14 protein-coding genes and 1 tRNA gene are annotated in these 13,528 nt (G+C 65.4%); 11 read left to right on the top strand and 4 right to left on the bottom strand.

Annotated features, from left to right (window positions below; genetic code table 11):
• Window positions 1-133 precede the first annotated feature (133 nt).
• Window positions 134-748, bottom strand: coding sequence for a hypothetical protein (locus AC6LKD_RS11370; RefSeq protein ID WP_013391778.1), 615 nt, complete (start codon window positions 746-748; stop codon window positions 134-136).
• A 111-nt stretch (window positions 749-859) separates the two neighbouring features.
• A tRNA-Gly gene (locus AC6LKD_RS11365) sits at window positions 860-935 on the bottom strand.
• Window positions 936-1,266: 331 nt separating this feature from the next.
• Between AC6LKD_RS11365 and AC6LKD_RS11360 the strand changes: the two genes are divergently transcribed.
• The 10 genes from AC6LKD_RS11360 (at window position 1,267) to AC6LKD_RS11315 (ending at window position 9,878) form a co-directional block, all read left to right on the top strand.
• Window positions 1,267-2,001 carry a succinate dehydrogenase/fumarate reductase iron-sulfur subunit gene (locus AC6LKD_RS11360; RefSeq protein ID WP_013391836.1) on the top strand — a complete coding sequence of 245 codons (735 nt, stop codon included), beginning with the start codon at window positions 1,267-1,269 and terminating at the stop codon, window positions 1,999-2,001.
• Between the two features lies 1 nt (window position 2,002).
• Window positions 2,003-2,338 (top strand): succinate dehydrogenase membrane anchor, encoded by a 336-nt coding sequence (locus AC6LKD_RS11355; RefSeq protein ID WP_013391837.1) that lies wholly within the window; start codon window positions 2,003-2,005, stop codon window positions 2,336-2,338.
• Entirely contained in the window at window positions 2,335-2,679 is a 345-nt protein-coding gene (locus tag AC6LKD_RS11350) for a succinate dehydrogenase/fumarate reductase transmembrane subunit (RefSeq protein ID WP_013391838.1), read from the top strand. The genes AC6LKD_RS11355 and AC6LKD_RS11350 overlap by 4 nt, the downstream gene beginning before the upstream one ends.
• Window position 2,680: 1 nt before the next feature.
• On the top strand, window positions 2,681-4,420 hold the full coding sequence (locus AC6LKD_RS11345; protein WP_498116233.1) for an L-aspartate oxidase: 1,740 nt from the start codon (window positions 2,681-2,683) through the stop codon (window positions 4,418-4,420).
• Between the two features lie 13 nt (window positions 4,421-4,433).
• Window positions 4,434-5,369, top strand: a complete 936-nt coding sequence (locus tag AC6LKD_RS11340; protein WP_013391840.1) for a fumarate hydratase — start codon at window positions 4,434-4,436, stop codon at window positions 5,367-5,369.
• Window positions 5,363-6,043: a fumarate hydratase C-terminal domain-containing protein gene (locus tag AC6LKD_RS11335; protein WP_013391841.1), complete on the top strand. Its 681-nt coding sequence runs from the start codon at window positions 5,363-5,365 to the stop codon at window positions 6,041-6,043. Before AC6LKD_RS11340 ends, AC6LKD_RS11335 begins: the two co-directional genes overlap by 7 nt.
• A 51-nt stretch (window positions 6,044-6,094) precedes the next feature.
• Window positions 6,095-6,928 (top strand): amidohydrolase family protein, encoded by an 834-nt coding sequence (locus AC6LKD_RS11330; RefSeq protein ID WP_498116232.1) that lies wholly within the window; start codon window positions 6,095-6,097, stop codon window positions 6,926-6,928.
• A 54-nt stretch (window positions 6,929-6,982) separates the two neighbouring features.
• Window positions 6,983-7,888: a LysR family transcriptional regulator gene (locus AC6LKD_RS11325; protein WP_013391843.1), complete on the top strand. Its 906-nt coding sequence runs from the start codon at window positions 6,983-6,985 to the stop codon at window positions 7,886-7,888.
• A 171-nt stretch (window positions 7,889-8,059) separates the two neighbouring features.
• On the top strand, window positions 8,060-9,061 hold the full coding sequence (locus tag AC6LKD_RS11320; RefSeq protein ID WP_498116230.1) for a Bug family tripartite tricarboxylate transporter substrate binding protein: 1,002 nt from the start codon (window positions 8,060-8,062) through the stop codon (window positions 9,059-9,061).
• A 67-nt stretch (window positions 9,062-9,128) separates the two neighbouring features.
• The gene (locus AC6LKD_RS11315; protein ID WP_498116229.1) at window positions 9,129-9,878 is read left to right on the top strand and encodes a sulfite exporter TauE/SafE family protein; all 750 of its coding nucleotides are present in this window, start codon (window positions 9,129-9,131) and stop codon (window positions 9,876-9,878) included.
• A 12-nt stretch (window positions 9,879-9,890) separates the two neighbouring features.
• Here the strand turns inward: AC6LKD_RS11315 and AC6LKD_RS11310 are convergent, their stop codons facing one another.
• The gene (locus tag AC6LKD_RS11310; RefSeq protein WP_498116228.1) at window positions 9,891-11,420 is read right to left on the bottom strand and encodes a CoA-acylating methylmalonate-semialdehyde dehydrogenase; all 1,530 of its coding nucleotides are present in this window, start codon (window positions 11,418-11,420) and stop codon (window positions 9,891-9,893) included.
• 119 nt (window positions 11,421-11,539) lie between these two features.
• Here AC6LKD_RS11310 and AC6LKD_RS11305 point away from each other — a divergent pair, with 119 nt between their 5' ends.
• Window positions 11,540-12,505: a LysR family transcriptional regulator gene (locus tag AC6LKD_RS11305; RefSeq protein WP_013391847.1), complete on the top strand. Its 966-nt coding sequence runs from the start codon at window positions 11,540-11,542 to the stop codon at window positions 12,503-12,505.
• Here AC6LKD_RS11305 and AC6LKD_RS11300 read toward each other — a convergent pair.
• Window positions 12,502-13,503, bottom strand: a complete 1,002-nt coding sequence (locus tag AC6LKD_RS11300; RefSeq protein WP_492276095.1) for a Bug family tripartite tricarboxylate transporter substrate binding protein — start codon at window positions 13,501-13,503, stop codon at window positions 12,502-12,504. The two genes, AC6LKD_RS11305 and AC6LKD_RS11300, sit on opposite strands and share 4 nt — an antisense overlap.
• Between the last annotated feature and the right edge of the window lie 25 nt (window positions 13,504-13,528).

Here is a 13,528-nt window from a genome sequence, read left to right as displayed (position 1 = left end):
CTTGCTGCGCCAGCGCCGGGCTGGAATCGAGAACAAATGAAAAAGGGGCGAATCGAAAGATTCGCCCCTTTTTCAAGGACTTGCTCAAGAATGCTCGCTGAGCGGGGCCAGAACGGACGAGGCGCCGTTGGTCTTAGTGTTTATCGTCCCCCTGCCATCGCAGATAAGCCGAGCGGGTAACAGCAGACACTGAATCCAGGACTTTCCGGTGATTGACCTGATGCCGCAGCATCAGCCGTGCATCGGCCACGGCGCGGGATTTGCAGAACCAATGGCAACTGTGCTGCAGCAGATACAACTCCGCCGAGAGGTGGTACGCGCGCTCTCTTGCGTCCCAGTGGCCTTCGTTGTCCACGACATGGCGCAAGCCGAGTGCATGGATGTGCAGCAGCTCACGAAAATCCCGTGTCATCGCGGGAAGAAAGCGCTCGATGTATGGCACGCAGAACGAGAGCGTGGACACGCGGGTGGCCTGTGGACTTTCCTTTTGCATGGCATCGGCCAGCGACTGCACTTGTGCCGCCACGGCGCGTTCGGTCTGGGCGAAGGTTTCCAGTACCTGTAGCTGGCGGTTCTCGGTGTCTTCGCGGATGGCGCGGGTGTAGCCTTGCGTCAGTGTTTCCATGTGGCGCTCCAGCTGCAAACCGCCCAGATGACGCCCCAGCAACGCAATGCGGGCGCGCTGATAGCGCACGCGCAGCACCTGCCATGCCGCGATAAGCACCAGCAGGATCAATGCAATATCCATTGCCCGTGTTCCTTCATTTCCCAAGCGGCACAAGCCGGAATGAAAAAAGGGCCCGAAGGCCCTTTTTCAAGGATTTCCAGAACTCCGCGAAGGAGGTTGAAAATCAAAATTTGGAGCGGGAGACGAGTCTCGAACTCGCGACCTCAACCTTGGCAAGGTTGCGCTCTACCAACTGAGCTACTCCCGCATTTGCGTGCCTTGCGCGATCCGCGATCGTTGCGATCTGGGACTGTGCCGGCAAGCGAGGGCGAAGTATACCGAATTTTTCAAAAGATGCTTCTTAGGGCGATTGAGCCCTGCCCACCTGCCTCGGTTCCTGCCCGACAGCGGTCCTGTTGCGTCCAGTGATCGCCATCCATTGAAGATGCCGCGGCGCGGCAGTCGCCGGATCGCACGGCGCACCCTCTGGGCGGGCCGAAAATAACTTCAAAAAATATCAACCAAATCCATATTGCTTCACTCATACGCGAGATCCAGAATTCTGTTCATGGACGCAAGGTGTCGTCCGAGGGCGGAAAATGGATACCAAGAACTCCACGAATCAGAGACAACTCACGGTCCGCATCTCGCGGGGAACCGAGGACGGAAGCTATTCCACTTATTCGGTGCCGTGGCGCGAGAACCAGACGGTTCTGGATGTGGTGACCGAAGTGCAGCGCACCCAGGAGCCGAACCTTTCGTACCGCTACGCCTGTCGCGTCGGCGTCTGCGGGTCCTGTGCCATGACGGTCAACGGCAAGCCCCGCTGGACCTGCCGCACCCACGTCAGCCGGGTGGAAGAGGGGGGCGTGATCGTGATCGAACCCTTGCGCAACATGCCGCGGATCAAGGATCTGGTCGTCGACATGAGCGAGTTCTTCCAGAAGTGGGCGCGCGCCGGCAATACCTTCGTCGGCACGGCCACGCGCAATGACCCGCCAGCACTGGTGTCGCCGCAGAGCAAGAAGCGCAAGCAGGCCGACGCCGCCATCGAGTGCATCAACTGCGGCGTGTGCTACGCGGCCTGTGACGTGGTGTCCTGGGATAAGGACTACCTGGGCCCGGCCGCCCTGAACCGGGCGTGGACGCTGTTCAACGACGAACGGCACGCAGACCCCAAGGACGTGCTGCGCAAGGCCACCTCCGGCAGCGGCTGCAACTCCTGTCATACCCAGGGCAGCTGCATGAAGCACTGTCCGGTAAGCCTCAGCCCCACGGGCAGCATTGCGGGATTGAAGCGCAGCGCCATCTTCAGCCTGCTCAAGGGGGGCTGACATGGAAGCTCGTCTTTTCGCGCTCCAGCGCCTGACGGCGATGGTGATGGCGCCGTTTGTCCTGGTGCACGTGGGCCTGGTCATCTACGCGGTGCGTGGCGGGCTGACCGCGGGCGAGATTCTCTCGCGCACGCAGGGCAACTGGTTCTGGATCGTCTTCTACGGCCTGTTCGTGCTGAGCGTGTCGGTCCACGTGCCGATCGGCGTGCGCAACATCCTGATCGAGTGGCTGCGGCTGGGCCGCGGCGCCGCGTCCGTGGTCGGGCTGGCGTTCGGTTTGGGACTGCTCATCCTGGGCGTGCGCGCCGTCGCGGCGGTTGGAGGGCTGATGCCATGAGATCCGCGCGCAACCATCAGGCCTACTGGGCCTTCCTCGGGCATCGCCTCTCCGGCCTGGCGCTGGCCCTGTTCCTGCCCGCCCACTTCTACGTGCTGGCGATGGCGCTGGACCAGGCGCGGCTGGACGGATTCCTCAAGCTTGCCGACATGCCGGCGATGAAGTTCGGCGAATGGGGGCTGGTGCTGCTGCTGACCCTGCACATGTTTTTCGGGCTGCGCCTGCTAGCGCTGGAGCTGTTGCCCTGGAAGTCGCCGCGGGATGCGCGCGTCGCCTGGATCGGGTGGGGCTTTGCGGTCTCCATGGCGACGGGCCTGGTTTTCATCGCGGGAGTGATCTGAAATGCGGATCGAGAACATCAAGACGGACATTCTGGTGCTGGGCACCGGGGGCGCGGGCCTGTTCGCGGCGTTGCACGCGAAGAAGGCAAATCCGTCTTTGAAAGTGACGGTGACGGTGAAAGGCCTGCTGGGCAAGTGCGGCTGTACCCGCATGGTCCAGGGCGGCTACAACGTCGCGCTGGCCGCGGGCGACTCGGTGGAGCGCCACTTCATGGACACCATCGAGGGCGGCAAATGGCTGCCGCGCCAGGACCTGGCGTGGCGCCTGGTCGAAGGCGCCGTCGAACGGGTGCGCGAGCTGGAGAACGAGATCGGCTGTTTCTTCGACCGCAATCCCGATGGCACGCTGCATTCCAAGGCGTTCGCCGGCCAGAGCTTCGACCGCACCGTGCACAAGGCCGACTTGACCGGCATCGAGATCATCAACCGCTTGATGGAGCAGGTGCGGGCGCTGGACGTCGATGAACTGGAAGAGCATCGCGCCATCGAGCTGATTCCGGCCGCCGACGGCTCCGGCATCTCGGGCGTGCTGTTCATCGACATGCGGACCGGCGCCTATCGGTTCATCCAGGCCAAGGCCGTGCTGCTGGCCACCGGGGCCGGGCCGACGATGTACCGCTATCACACGCCCTCCGGCGACAAGACCTGTGACGGCTTGGCCATGGCCTTGCGCTACGGCTTGAAGCTGCGGGACATGGAGATGGTGCAGTTCCATCCCACCGGCCTGCTGGGCGGGCCGGATACGCGCATGACCGGAACGGTGTTGGAGGAAGGGCTGCGCGGGGCGGGCGGCTATCTGCTCAACGGCGACGGCGAGCGCTTCATGGCCAACTACGACAAGCGCGGCGAACGCGCCACGCGCGACGTGGTCAGCCGCGGCATCTACGCCGAAATGCGCGCCGGCCGCACGGGCCCGATGGGCGGCGTCTATATCCAGATGAGTCATCTGGGTCCGGACAAGGTGGCCAAGACTTTCCCTGGCATGGTGAACCGGTGCAAGGACTGCGGTTTCGACCTGGCGGGCGGCAAGGTGGAGGTGGTGCCGACCGCCCACTACCTGATGGGCGGCGTCGAATTCAACGTGGATGGTTCGACGGCCTCGCCGGGACTCTACGCGGCGGGCGAGGACTGCGGCGGGGTGCACGGCGCCAATCGCCTGGGCGGAAACGGCGTGGCCAATTCCACGGTGTTCGGCGGCATCGCGGGCGACGCGATGGCGGCCTATGTCGCCAAGTCCGGCCAGTGGCGCGATGCGGACCCGCGCATCATCGCACGCGGCATCGAACGCGCCGAGTTCCCGTTTTCCCGGCCAACTGGGCGCATCCACGAGTTGCGCGACGCGCTTTCGCAAACCATGTGGGACGACGTCGGCGTGCTGCGCCGCCGCGAGGCTATGGAGCATGGCCTGGCCGCCATCGCCGGCCACCGCGCCGCCTTGCGCGACATCGGCGTGGCGGACGGCGACCGCCGCTACAACCTCACCTGGCACGACTGGCTCAATATGGAAAGCCTGGTCGACATTTCCAAGGTCATCACGGTCTCGGCGCTGGCGCGCGAGAACAGCCGCGGCGCACATTACCGCGAGGACTTTCCTGAAGCCGGAGATCTGCACACCAGCCGCTACACGCGCGTGAGCGCGCAGGACGGCGAGGTGGCGCTGGAGATGGTTCCAGTTTCCTTCGACATCGTAAAACCCGGCGAATCGCTCATCGAGGGCGAGGCGGGCATTCCCCAGAACTAAGGCACATCCCACCATGAGCATCCCTGTACAGAAAGTCGAAGAGGCGGCGCTGGAGATCATGCGCCGCGCGGCCATCGAGATTCCGGCCGACTACAAGCAAGGCATCCAGGAACTGCAGAAGAAGGAAACCGGCAAGCTGCCGCGCTTCGTCATCCATGCCATGGTGGACAACTGGGAGGCCGCCGACCAGGACCGGCGGCCCATGTGCGCCGACACCGGCCTGCCGCGCTACTACGTCAAGGTGGGCAACAACGCCTCGGTCGACAGCGGCTTCGTCGCGGTGGAGCGCGCGCTGCGCCACGCCACGGCCGAGGCCACGCTCAGCATTCCGCTGCGGCCCAACCGCGTGCATCCGCTCTGGCGCACCGACCACAACAACAACGTCGGCATCAACGCGCCCGAGGTCGAATGGTCGTTCGAGCCCGATACCGACTGGATCGAAATCACGACCGTGCACAAGGGCGGCCTGTTCGGCACCGACTACCGCATGCTGTTTCCCGGCGATGGCATAGACGGCATCAAGCGCTTCGTGCTGGACACGCTGATTGCCTTCGGCAAGCGCGGGCTGGCCTGTCAGCCGGCCATCGTGGGCATCGGGCTGGGCGGCTCCAAGGACACCTGCATGCAGCTGGGCAAACAGGCCGCCTGTCTGCGCACGGTAGGGGACCGCAACCCGGACCCCAAGGTGGCGGAACTGGAACTGGAGCTGATGCAGCTGGGAAATTCCATCGGCATGGGCGCCATGGGCTTCGTCGGTTCCGGCATGGTGGTCGACTGCCATATCGAGTGCGGCTACACCCATACCGGAGGCATGCCCATCAGCCTGCATACCTTTTGCCTGTCTTCGCGCCGCGCCACCGCGCGGATCCATGCCAACGGGAAGATCGAGTACCGCACCGATCCCCAGTGGTTCACGCCCTACCTGCGCCGGGAGACGGTCGAATGGTAAGCAACGACGACGACATCAAGGTCTTTCACCTGGACCTGCCCGCCAAGCGCGAGGACCTCGCCAAGCTCGAACTCGGTGCGGCCGTGTATCTGAATGGCGTGGTCTACACGGCCCGCGAAGGCGTCTACAAGAAGGTGCTGGACCAGGGCCTGCCGCTGCCGGTGGACCTGCGCTCCCTCAGCAACGTCAACTTCCATTGCTCGCCGGCCGCGGCGCCGGACGGCCACGGCGGCTACAACGTGGGCGCCGTCACCGCCACGGCTTCGTTCCGCTTCTCCAAGTGGATACCCCGCTGGCTGGAGGAGACCGGCTGCCGCATCCTGATTGGCAAGGGCGGCATGCCCGCCGACGACTACAAGCAGGTGCTGGCGCCGGGCGGCGCGATCTACCTGACCACCGTGGGTTATGGCACCGGCGCCTTGCTGGGCCGCGGCATCAAGCGGGTGCGCGAAGTGCATTGGCTGGATGAGTTGGGGATCGCGCAGGCGATGTGGCTGTTCGAGGTCGAGAACTTCGGGCCCTTCATCGTCGAGAGCGACCTCGAGGGCAACTCGCTCTTTGCCCAGCACGCCGAAGTCATCAATGCGGGCATCGAGAAGCTTTATGCCGGCTTGAAGCCGCCTGCCTTGCACCGCTATGGCGAGACCGACGACCGCAAGGATGAAGTGATGTAGGCGTGGCAGCGCGCCAGACCCGGCAACCGTGCACCTGACAGGAATACTCTGATGATCATCGACTTTAGGCTGCGGCCGCCCGTGGGCGGCTTTCTGGACACGCTGATGTACTCGGCGGGAGAACGCCGCGACGGCTTTACCCGGACGGTGGGCTTCGAGCCCTCGGCTGCGGCGCAGCAGCAGTCGATGGCGCTGTTGCTCAAGGAGATGGACGCGGCGAGGATAGGCCGCGGCGTGGTCGTGGGGCGCCTGGCAGGCGTGCTGGGCAGCGTATCCAACGAGGATGTGCGCGGCATCGTCGCCGAACATCCGGGCCGCTTCATCGGCGCAGCCTCCATCGACCCCACCGACAGGCGGCGCGCATGCCAGACCATCAGTCAGGCGGTCGAGGACGGCTTCAAGCTGATCAATATCGAGCCCGGTTCCTACCCGGTGCCGATGTACGCCGACGACCGGCGGCTCTATCCGATCTACGGCCATTGCGAGGACCTGGGCGTTCCAGTGATCATGATGGTCGGAGGCACGGCGGGCCCGGACCTGAGCTATTCGGACCCGATACGGACCGACCGGGTGCTGGCGGATTTTCCCGGCCTGAATGTCGTGGTCGCGCATGGCGGATGGCCCTGGGTCAACGAGATCCTGCATCTGGGCTTCCGGCGGCAGAATCTGTGGCTGTCGCCCGATATGTATTTTTCCCGCATGCCGGGTTGGGAGGAGTATGTGAAGGCGGCCGACGGTTTTCTTGCGGACAGGATGCTCTACGCCAGCTCGTTCCCGTTTTGTCCCGTGCAGGGGTACAAAGAATGGTTCGAGACCTTGCCGATCCGGGAAGATAATCTCAGGAAAGTCATGGGGGGCAATGCGCGGCGGCTGCTAGGCATCTGACGCGGCATACTCCTCCTTCCCATAAAGCTTGCCTACACCAGGAACCCCCCTTGCATGGACATCCGGACGCTCTACACGCTGATCGCGATTGCAGACCACGGCAGCTTCGCCGAGGCCGGCAATACCATCGGCTTGTCGCTGTCGGCGGTGAGCATGCAGGTCCGCGCTCTCGAGGATGAGCTCGGCATCACGATCTTCGATCGCAGCCGGCGTCCGCCGATCCTCACGGACACGGGCCTGGCGCTGGTGCACCGGGCGCGCGACCTGATCGCCCACTGGGAAAGCATGAGCGCCGCGCTGAAGAAGGGCACCTCCTCGGGATTGCTCAGGCTGGGCAGCGTCCATACCTGTGTGTCGGGCGTGCTGCCGCTGGCCCTGCGCCACTTGCAGAAGCAGGGGCATGGACTGGAAGTCCACGTCACCACCGGGCTTACGCATGACCTGGAACGTGCCATCTACCACCGCCAGCTGGACGTGGCGATCGTGACCGAACCCGACGCGCCGCGCTCGGGGCTGGATTTCCTGCCGTTCGTGGAGGAACAGCTGGTCGTCATCGCGCACCGTTCGGTAAAGGGCGCCAGCGACCAGGAGATCCTGGAGCAGAACCCTTATGTCCGCTTCAACCGCTCGGCGCGCGTGGGGCATCTGGTGCAGGAAGAGATGGTGCGCAGGCGCATCACGGTGCGTTCGGCCATGGAGATCGACAACCTGGAGGGCGTGATCGCCATGGTGGCCAATGGCCTGGGCGCCTCGGTGGTGCCGGCCTGCCGCGGCAGGAACGAGTTTCCGCCGGGCATCCGCGTCATTCCGTTCGGCTCGCCGACGGTCACGCGCCGGCTGGGCATCCTGGCGCCGAAGGAGAACCCGCGAGCCCATCTTACGCAGTTGTTGCTCGATGCATTGAAGTCAGTCTGCGCCGGCCAGCGCGACGGCACGGAGCAGGCCGGTCCCGGCCAGTAGTTCTTAGTCTGGTAGTTCTGTAGTTCAGCAGCCTAGTAGTCCGCAGAAAAACACCGCAACGCCCCAAAAAAATCGAGCCATCGGCCCGAGGGTCAGTTGCTGCCTGGCGAATCGTCAGCCGGCCGAGAACCGGCAGGCTTCGCCGTCCCGCGAACTGAAGGAGACAAAACCATGAAAGACGAAATTCAACCCAATAACGCCCGCCGCCGCATCGTCAAGACGCTGGGCTGTGGTCTCGCGCTTACGCCGTTTCTGGCCCTGCCGGCGCGAGCCGAATGGCCATCTGACAAGGTCATACGCATGGTCGTTCCGTTTTCGGCGGGCGGCGCCACCGACTTGCTGGGCCGCGCCTTGGCGGCCGAACTGGGCAAGGGCCTGAAGCAAAGCGTGATCGTCGAGAACCGAGCGGGCGCCGGCGGCAGCGTGGGTGCGCAGGCTGTCGCCAGCGCGCCGGCGGACGGCTACACGCTGTTGCTCGCATCGGGCAGCATGTTCACGGTCAACCAGTTCATCTACAGCAAGCTGCCTTACTCGCTGGCTGACTTCAGCCCTATCGGCAAGGTGGCCAACGGACCCATGGTGCTCACGGTCAATGCCAATCTGCCCGTCAAGAACACGCGGGAGCTGATCGAATACGCCCGCGCCAGGCCGGGCAAGCTCAGCTTCTCGTCCGCGGGCGTGGGCAGCCAGACGCATATGGCGGGGGAAGCCTTCAGCGACGCGGCCGGGATCGAGCTCATGCACGTCCCCTACAAGGGCGAAGGCCCGGCCTACACGGATCTGATGGCAGGCGTGATCGAAGTCGCCGTGGGCAACATCAACGCCATCGTGCCCCTGCTCAAGGGCGGGCGCCTGCGGGCGCTTTCGGTGACGGGGAAGGAGCGCTCAGCGCTGCTGCCGGACGTGCCCACCACGGCGGAGGACGGCGTGCCGGGTTTCGAGTTCACTGGCTGGTTCGCGTTGCTGGCGCCGGCAGGCACGCCACAGACGTCCGTCGACCGGCTGCTGGCCGATGCCAGGACGGCGGTCGAACAGCCGAACATGCAGCGCTATCTGGCTGACCAGGGTATGTCCGCGACCATCGTGCCGCCAGCCCAGCTCAGGGACGAGATCGCCAGGGAGTCGGCCAAGTGGAAGGCGCTGGTGGAGAAAAAGAAGATCACCGCCAGCTGAGGCTACGTTGCGGGCCGGTGGCGCTCACTGGCCCGCCCTTATTTTTCATGCTCACCTTGCACGCATCATGCCGCCCGATTCCCTTGTTGTCGCCGCTCCTGTCGTCTTGGTCGCCTACGTCGTCTTCGGGATGACAGGATTCGGCGCGGCCATGGTGGCCGTGCCGGTCCTGGTCCAGTTCATGCCCCTGCAGTTTGCCGTGCCGCTGGTGGTGCTGTTCGACCTGGCCTGCACCGCGCTGGTGGGCGGCAGCAACTGGCGGCGCGTGTCCCTGGTCGAGCTCAAGCGGCTGTTTCCCTGGCTGCTGCTAGGGATAGGCCTGGGCGTCACGCTGCTGCACAATGCCGGCGCCCGCTGGCCCTTGATACTGCTGGGCAGCTTCGTACTGGCCGTGTGCATCAAGGGCCTGCGCGGCGCGCGGGCGAAGACGGCGGCGCCGTTGAACACTTTTTGGGCGTTGCCGTTCGGCGTGTTCGGCGGCATCTTCAGCGCGCTGTTCGGGACCGGGGGGCCGATCTACACCATCTATCTGTCGCGCCGGCTGGACGCGCTGGATCAGTTCCGCGCCACGATCTCGGTGGTCATCCTGGCCAGCGGGCTTATCCGGGCAGCGGCCTTCGGCGCCGCCGGACTGTACGCGCAGCCGGAAATCCTGTCTGCCGCCGCCGTACTGCTGCCGGTAGCCCTGATCGGCCTTTATGGCGGTTCCCGCCTCAGGGCCCGGGTGTCTCCGGAACTGCTGAAGCGGGCCATTTTCCTCTTGCTCGCGATAGCTGGCGCGGGCGCCATCTATCGCGGCTGGGTCTCGCCCTCGTGATGCGGACGCCTGCTACTTGGCCGTCGGCATGGCGAACTCGGCGCCCTTGCCGATGCTCTCCGGCCAGCGCTGCATGATGGACTTCTGCCGGGTGTAGAAGCGCACGCCTTCCTCGCCATAGGCGTGCATGTCGCCGAACAGGCTGCGCTTCCAGCCGCCGAAGCCATGCCAGGCCATGGGCACCGGGATGGGCACGTTGATGCCCACCATGCCGACTTCGATGCGCCGGCCGAACTCGCGCGCGACGTTGCCGTCGCGGGTGAAGCAGGCCACGCCGTTGCCGAATTCGTGGGCGTTGATGAGATCCACTGCCTCTTTCAGGTCCTTCACGCGCACGCAGCCCAGCACCGGGCCGAAGATTTCTTCCTTGTAGATGCGCATGTCGGGCGTGACGTGGTCGAACAGTGTGCCGCCCATCCAGAAGCCGTCGCCGCAGCCTGCGCCCGCTTGCGAGCCCTGGAAACCGCGGCCGTCCACAAGTAGCTGCGCGCCTTCCTGCACGCCTAGGTCGATGTAGCCGCTGATGCGTTCGTGAGCGGCCCGGGTCACGATGGGACCCATCTCGGCCGCGGGGTTCTCGCCGTCCAGCACCTTCAGCGTCCTGGTGCGCTCGATCAACCGGGGCAGCAACCGGTCGGCCACGTCGCCCACCAGCACCGCCACGCTGATCGCCATGCAGCGCTCGCCGGCCGAGCCGTAGCCGGCGCCGACCAGGGCATCGACCGCCTGGTCGATGTCGGCGTCCGGCATCACGACCATGTGATTCTTGGCGCCGCCCAGGGCCTGCACGCGCTTGCCGTGGCGGGCGCCGGTCTCGTAGATGTAGTTGGCGATAGGCGTGGAGCCCACGAAACTGATCGCCTTCACGTCCGAGTGTTCCAGCAGCGCGTCTACCGCCACCTTGTCGCCCTGCACCACGTTGAACACGCCATCCGGCAGGCCGGCCTCGCTCAGCAGCTCGGCGATGCGCAGGGAGGCGCTGGGATCGGTGGGGCTGGGCTTGAGCACGAAGGTATTGCCCGCCGCGATGGCCACGGGGAACATCCACATGGGCACCATCACCGGGAAGTTGAACGGCGTGATGCCCGCCACCACGCCTAGCGGCTGGCGCAGCGTCCAGTTGTCGATGCCGGTGGAAACCTGCTCGGTGTGAGCGCCCTTCAGGAGCTGGGGGACGCCGCAAGCGAACTCGACGATGTCGATGCCGCGGGTGACTTCGCCTTGCGCGTCGCTGAAAACCTTGCCATGCTCGGCGGTAATCAGGTGGGCCAGTTCATCGCGATGCTTGTTCATCAGTTCAAGAAACCTGAACAGCACGCGGGCGCGGCGGATGGGAGGAGTGTCCGCCCATTGCGGAAATGCCGCCCGGGCGCTGGCCACGGCGCGGTTTACCTCGTCGGGCGTGGCCAGGGCCACCTGCTTGGCGACGACGCCCGTGGCCGGGTTGTAGACGGGCTGGCGGCTGCCAGTCCCATCGACGAGGCTGCCGCCGATGTAGTGTCCGGCATCGCGGGATTGGGCGCTGGCATTGCTTGCGGTCATGGCTGGCTCCTGTGCTCATGCATGGTGTTCTGGAGCTGGCAATGTCGCGCATTGCCGTCCGGCCGTCGAGACCAGAGGGCTGGAATCAGTGTTTGATGTTTCGAACAATGGAGCAGGGCATGACGAAAACCAGGCGTCTGGAAGATCTGTGGTCGCATATCCATTGCCTTGGGGTGCTGGCCGATACCGGCAGCTACACGGCGGCCGCGCGCCGCCTGCAGATCAGCAAGGCCTCGGTGAGCCAGCGCATCGTGGAGCTGGAGCAGGCGGCTGGCGTGCCCCTGGTGCGCCGCACCACCCGCAGCGTCGGCCTGACCGAGGCGGGGCAGAGCCTGGTCGACCAGACCGCGGCGGCTTTCCTGCGCATCGAGGAAGGCTTCTCGGCCGTGCGGGATCTGTCCGAGGGGCCGCGCGGCGTGCTGTCCGTGACCGCGCCCGTGGCCCTGGGGCGTCAGGTCATTGCGCCGCTGATACCGGAATTCCTGAAGCGCTTTCCCGACGTGCGGATCCAGCTGGAACTCAGCGACCATCTGGCGTCCCTGGCGACCGAAGGTTTCGACCTGGCGATCCGGCACGTGGCCGGCGTGCCGGACACGCATGTTGCCTCGGTCATCTGCGAGACGCGCTCCGTACTGGTTGCCACCCCGGAATACCTGGCGCGGAACGGCACGCCGAAGATACCAATGGATCTGGCGGCCCACAATTGCCTGCATTACCTGCGGCGCAGCGGCAGCGCTACCTGGTCGTTCGAGTCGCGTGACGGGGACAAGCGCGTGGCGGTGCCGGTACGCGGCAGCTTCACGGCCAACAACAGCGAAGTGCTGAGAGAGGTGGCGGCTGGATCCCTGGGAATCGCGCTGCTGCCGGATTTCAGCGCCAACCAGGCCTTGCGCAGCGGAGCCCTGGTCGAAGTACTGCACGGCTGGCGGGTGGTGGGCGACTACGCGGAGCGGCTATACGCGGTCAGGCCCTACACGCCGCGCGTGCCCCTGACCGTATCCTCGTTCGTCGGCTACCTGCGCGAGGCGATCCCGGCGTCCGCTGGACTAGGCGGGCCGCCAGGAGCGGGGAGCGAGGCAGGCTAATTGACCTGCAGCCCGGCCTTGGCCACCAGGTCGGCGTAGATCGCGGCGCCCTGGTTGACGTACCTTTCCGTCTCGGCGGGCGACAGGACGTGGGGGATGCCGCCGAAGTTGGCGTTGCCGGCGATCCATTTCGGATCCTGCGAGATCTGCTTGAGCACGGCGGCCCATTTGGCCACGGCCTCGGAATTCATGTCGGGCGGCCCGAACAGTCCGCTCCAGCCTATGACCGCTTCGAGCTGAGGCAGCCCCAGCTCGCGGGCGGTCGGTATGTCGGGAAATTGTGCCAGGCGTTCAGGCGTGGTCGTCAGCAGGGCGCGCAGCTTGCCGCTGGCGAGTATGCCTGTCATTGAACTCAGGTTGTTGCAGGCGAAGTCGGCGTCCTTGCTGAGGACCGCCAGCGCGACCTCATTGCCGCCCTTGTACGGCACGCTGACCACGGCATCGGGCTTCAGGCCAAGGCTGCTCAGCAGCAGCTGGGGCGCGAGGTTCTGCACCGTAGCCGGGCCGGAATGGCTGTAGTTGAGCTTGCCGGGCTGCGCCTTCATCGCCTGCGCCAGGTCGCGGATCGTCTTGTAGGGACTGTCCGGGTGGACGACACAGACCACCGGATTCAACTCCAGCAAGCCGATGAAGGTGAAATCCTTCGAGGTATAGGGCGTGGTCTTGGGCTGCAGCGCGGGCAACAGGACCTGGGAGCCTATCCGGCCCATCAGCAGCGTGTAGCCGTCGGGGGCGGCGTTCTTCACGGCGGCCGAGCCGATAGCGCCGTTCGCCCCGGCCTTGTTGACCACGACGATGGGCTGGCCGAGCACGCCTTGCGCGGCCGCGGACAGATTGCGGGCCGCCATGTCGGCGTCGCCGCCGGCGCTGAACGGAACGATGAGCTGGATCGGTTTGGCGGGATAGGCCTGGGCGTTCGCCAGGCCGGGAAGCGTGGCAAGCATGCAAATCGCGGCGCGAGCGAACGCGCCCGGCCAACGGCCGGTAGGGCTGATCATGGGAAGTCTCCTGTCGTGCTAAGGG

The sequence above is a fragment of the Achromobacter sp. D7-1 genome (assembly GCF_059760445.1).
Note: the sequence above shows the minus strand (reverse complement) of the source record. Positions and strands in the feature narration are given on the sequence as shown.

Excerpts from the sequence above, each read along its gene's own strand:
- AC6LKD_RS11360 (WP_013391836.1), top strand. The coding sequence starts at position 1,267 with ATGGATACCAAGAACTCCACGAATCAGAGACAACTCACGGTCCGCATC.
- AC6LKD_RS11345 (WP_498116233.1), top strand. The coding sequence starts at position 2,681 with ATGCGGATCGAGAACATCAAGACGGACATTCTGGTGCTGGGCACCGGG.
- AC6LKD_RS11355 (WP_013391837.1), top strand. The coding sequence starts at position 2,003 with ATGGAAGCTCGTCTTTTCGCGCTCCAGCGCCTGACGGCGATGGTGATG.
- AC6LKD_RS11320 (WP_498116230.1), top strand. The coding sequence starts at position 8,060 with ATGAAAGACGAAATTCAACCCAATAACGCCCGCCGCCGCATCGTCAAG.
- AC6LKD_RS11350 (WP_013391838.1), top strand. The coding sequence starts at position 2,335 with ATGAGATCCGCGCGCAACCATCAGGCCTACTGGGCCTTCCTCGGGCAT.
- AC6LKD_RS11340 (WP_013391840.1), top strand. The coding sequence starts at position 4,434 with ATGAGCATCCCTGTACAGAAAGTCGAAGAGGCGGCGCTGGAGATCATG.
- AC6LKD_RS11335 (WP_013391841.1), top strand. The coding sequence starts at position 5,363 with ATGGTAAGCAACGACGACGACATCAAGGTCTTTCACCTGGACCTGCCC.
- AC6LKD_RS11300 (WP_492276095.1), bottom strand. The coding sequence starts at position 13,503 with ATGATCAGCCCTACCGGCCGTTGGCCGGGCGCGTTCGCTCGCGCCGCG.
- AC6LKD_RS11325 (WP_013391843.1), top strand. The coding sequence starts at position 6,983 with ATGGACATCCGGACGCTCTACACGCTGATCGCGATTGCAGACCACGGC.
- AC6LKD_RS11330 (WP_498116232.1), top strand. The coding sequence starts at position 6,095 with ATGATCATCGACTTTAGGCTGCGGCCGCCCGTGGGCGGCTTTCTGGAC.
- AC6LKD_RS11305 (WP_013391847.1), top strand. The coding sequence starts at position 11,540 with ATGACGAAAACCAGGCGTCTGGAAGATCTGTGGTCGCATATCCATTGC.
- AC6LKD_RS11310 (WP_498116228.1), bottom strand. The coding sequence starts at position 11,420 with ATGACCGCAAGCAATGCCAGCGCCCAATCCCGCGATGCCGGACACTAC.
- AC6LKD_RS11370 (WP_013391778.1), bottom strand. The coding sequence starts at position 748 with ATGGATATTGCATTGATCCTGCTGGTGCTTATCGCGGCATGGCAGGTG.
- AC6LKD_RS11315 (WP_498116229.1), top strand. The coding sequence starts at position 9,129 with ATGCCGCCCGATTCCCTTGTTGTCGCCGCTCCTGTCGTCTTGGTCGCC.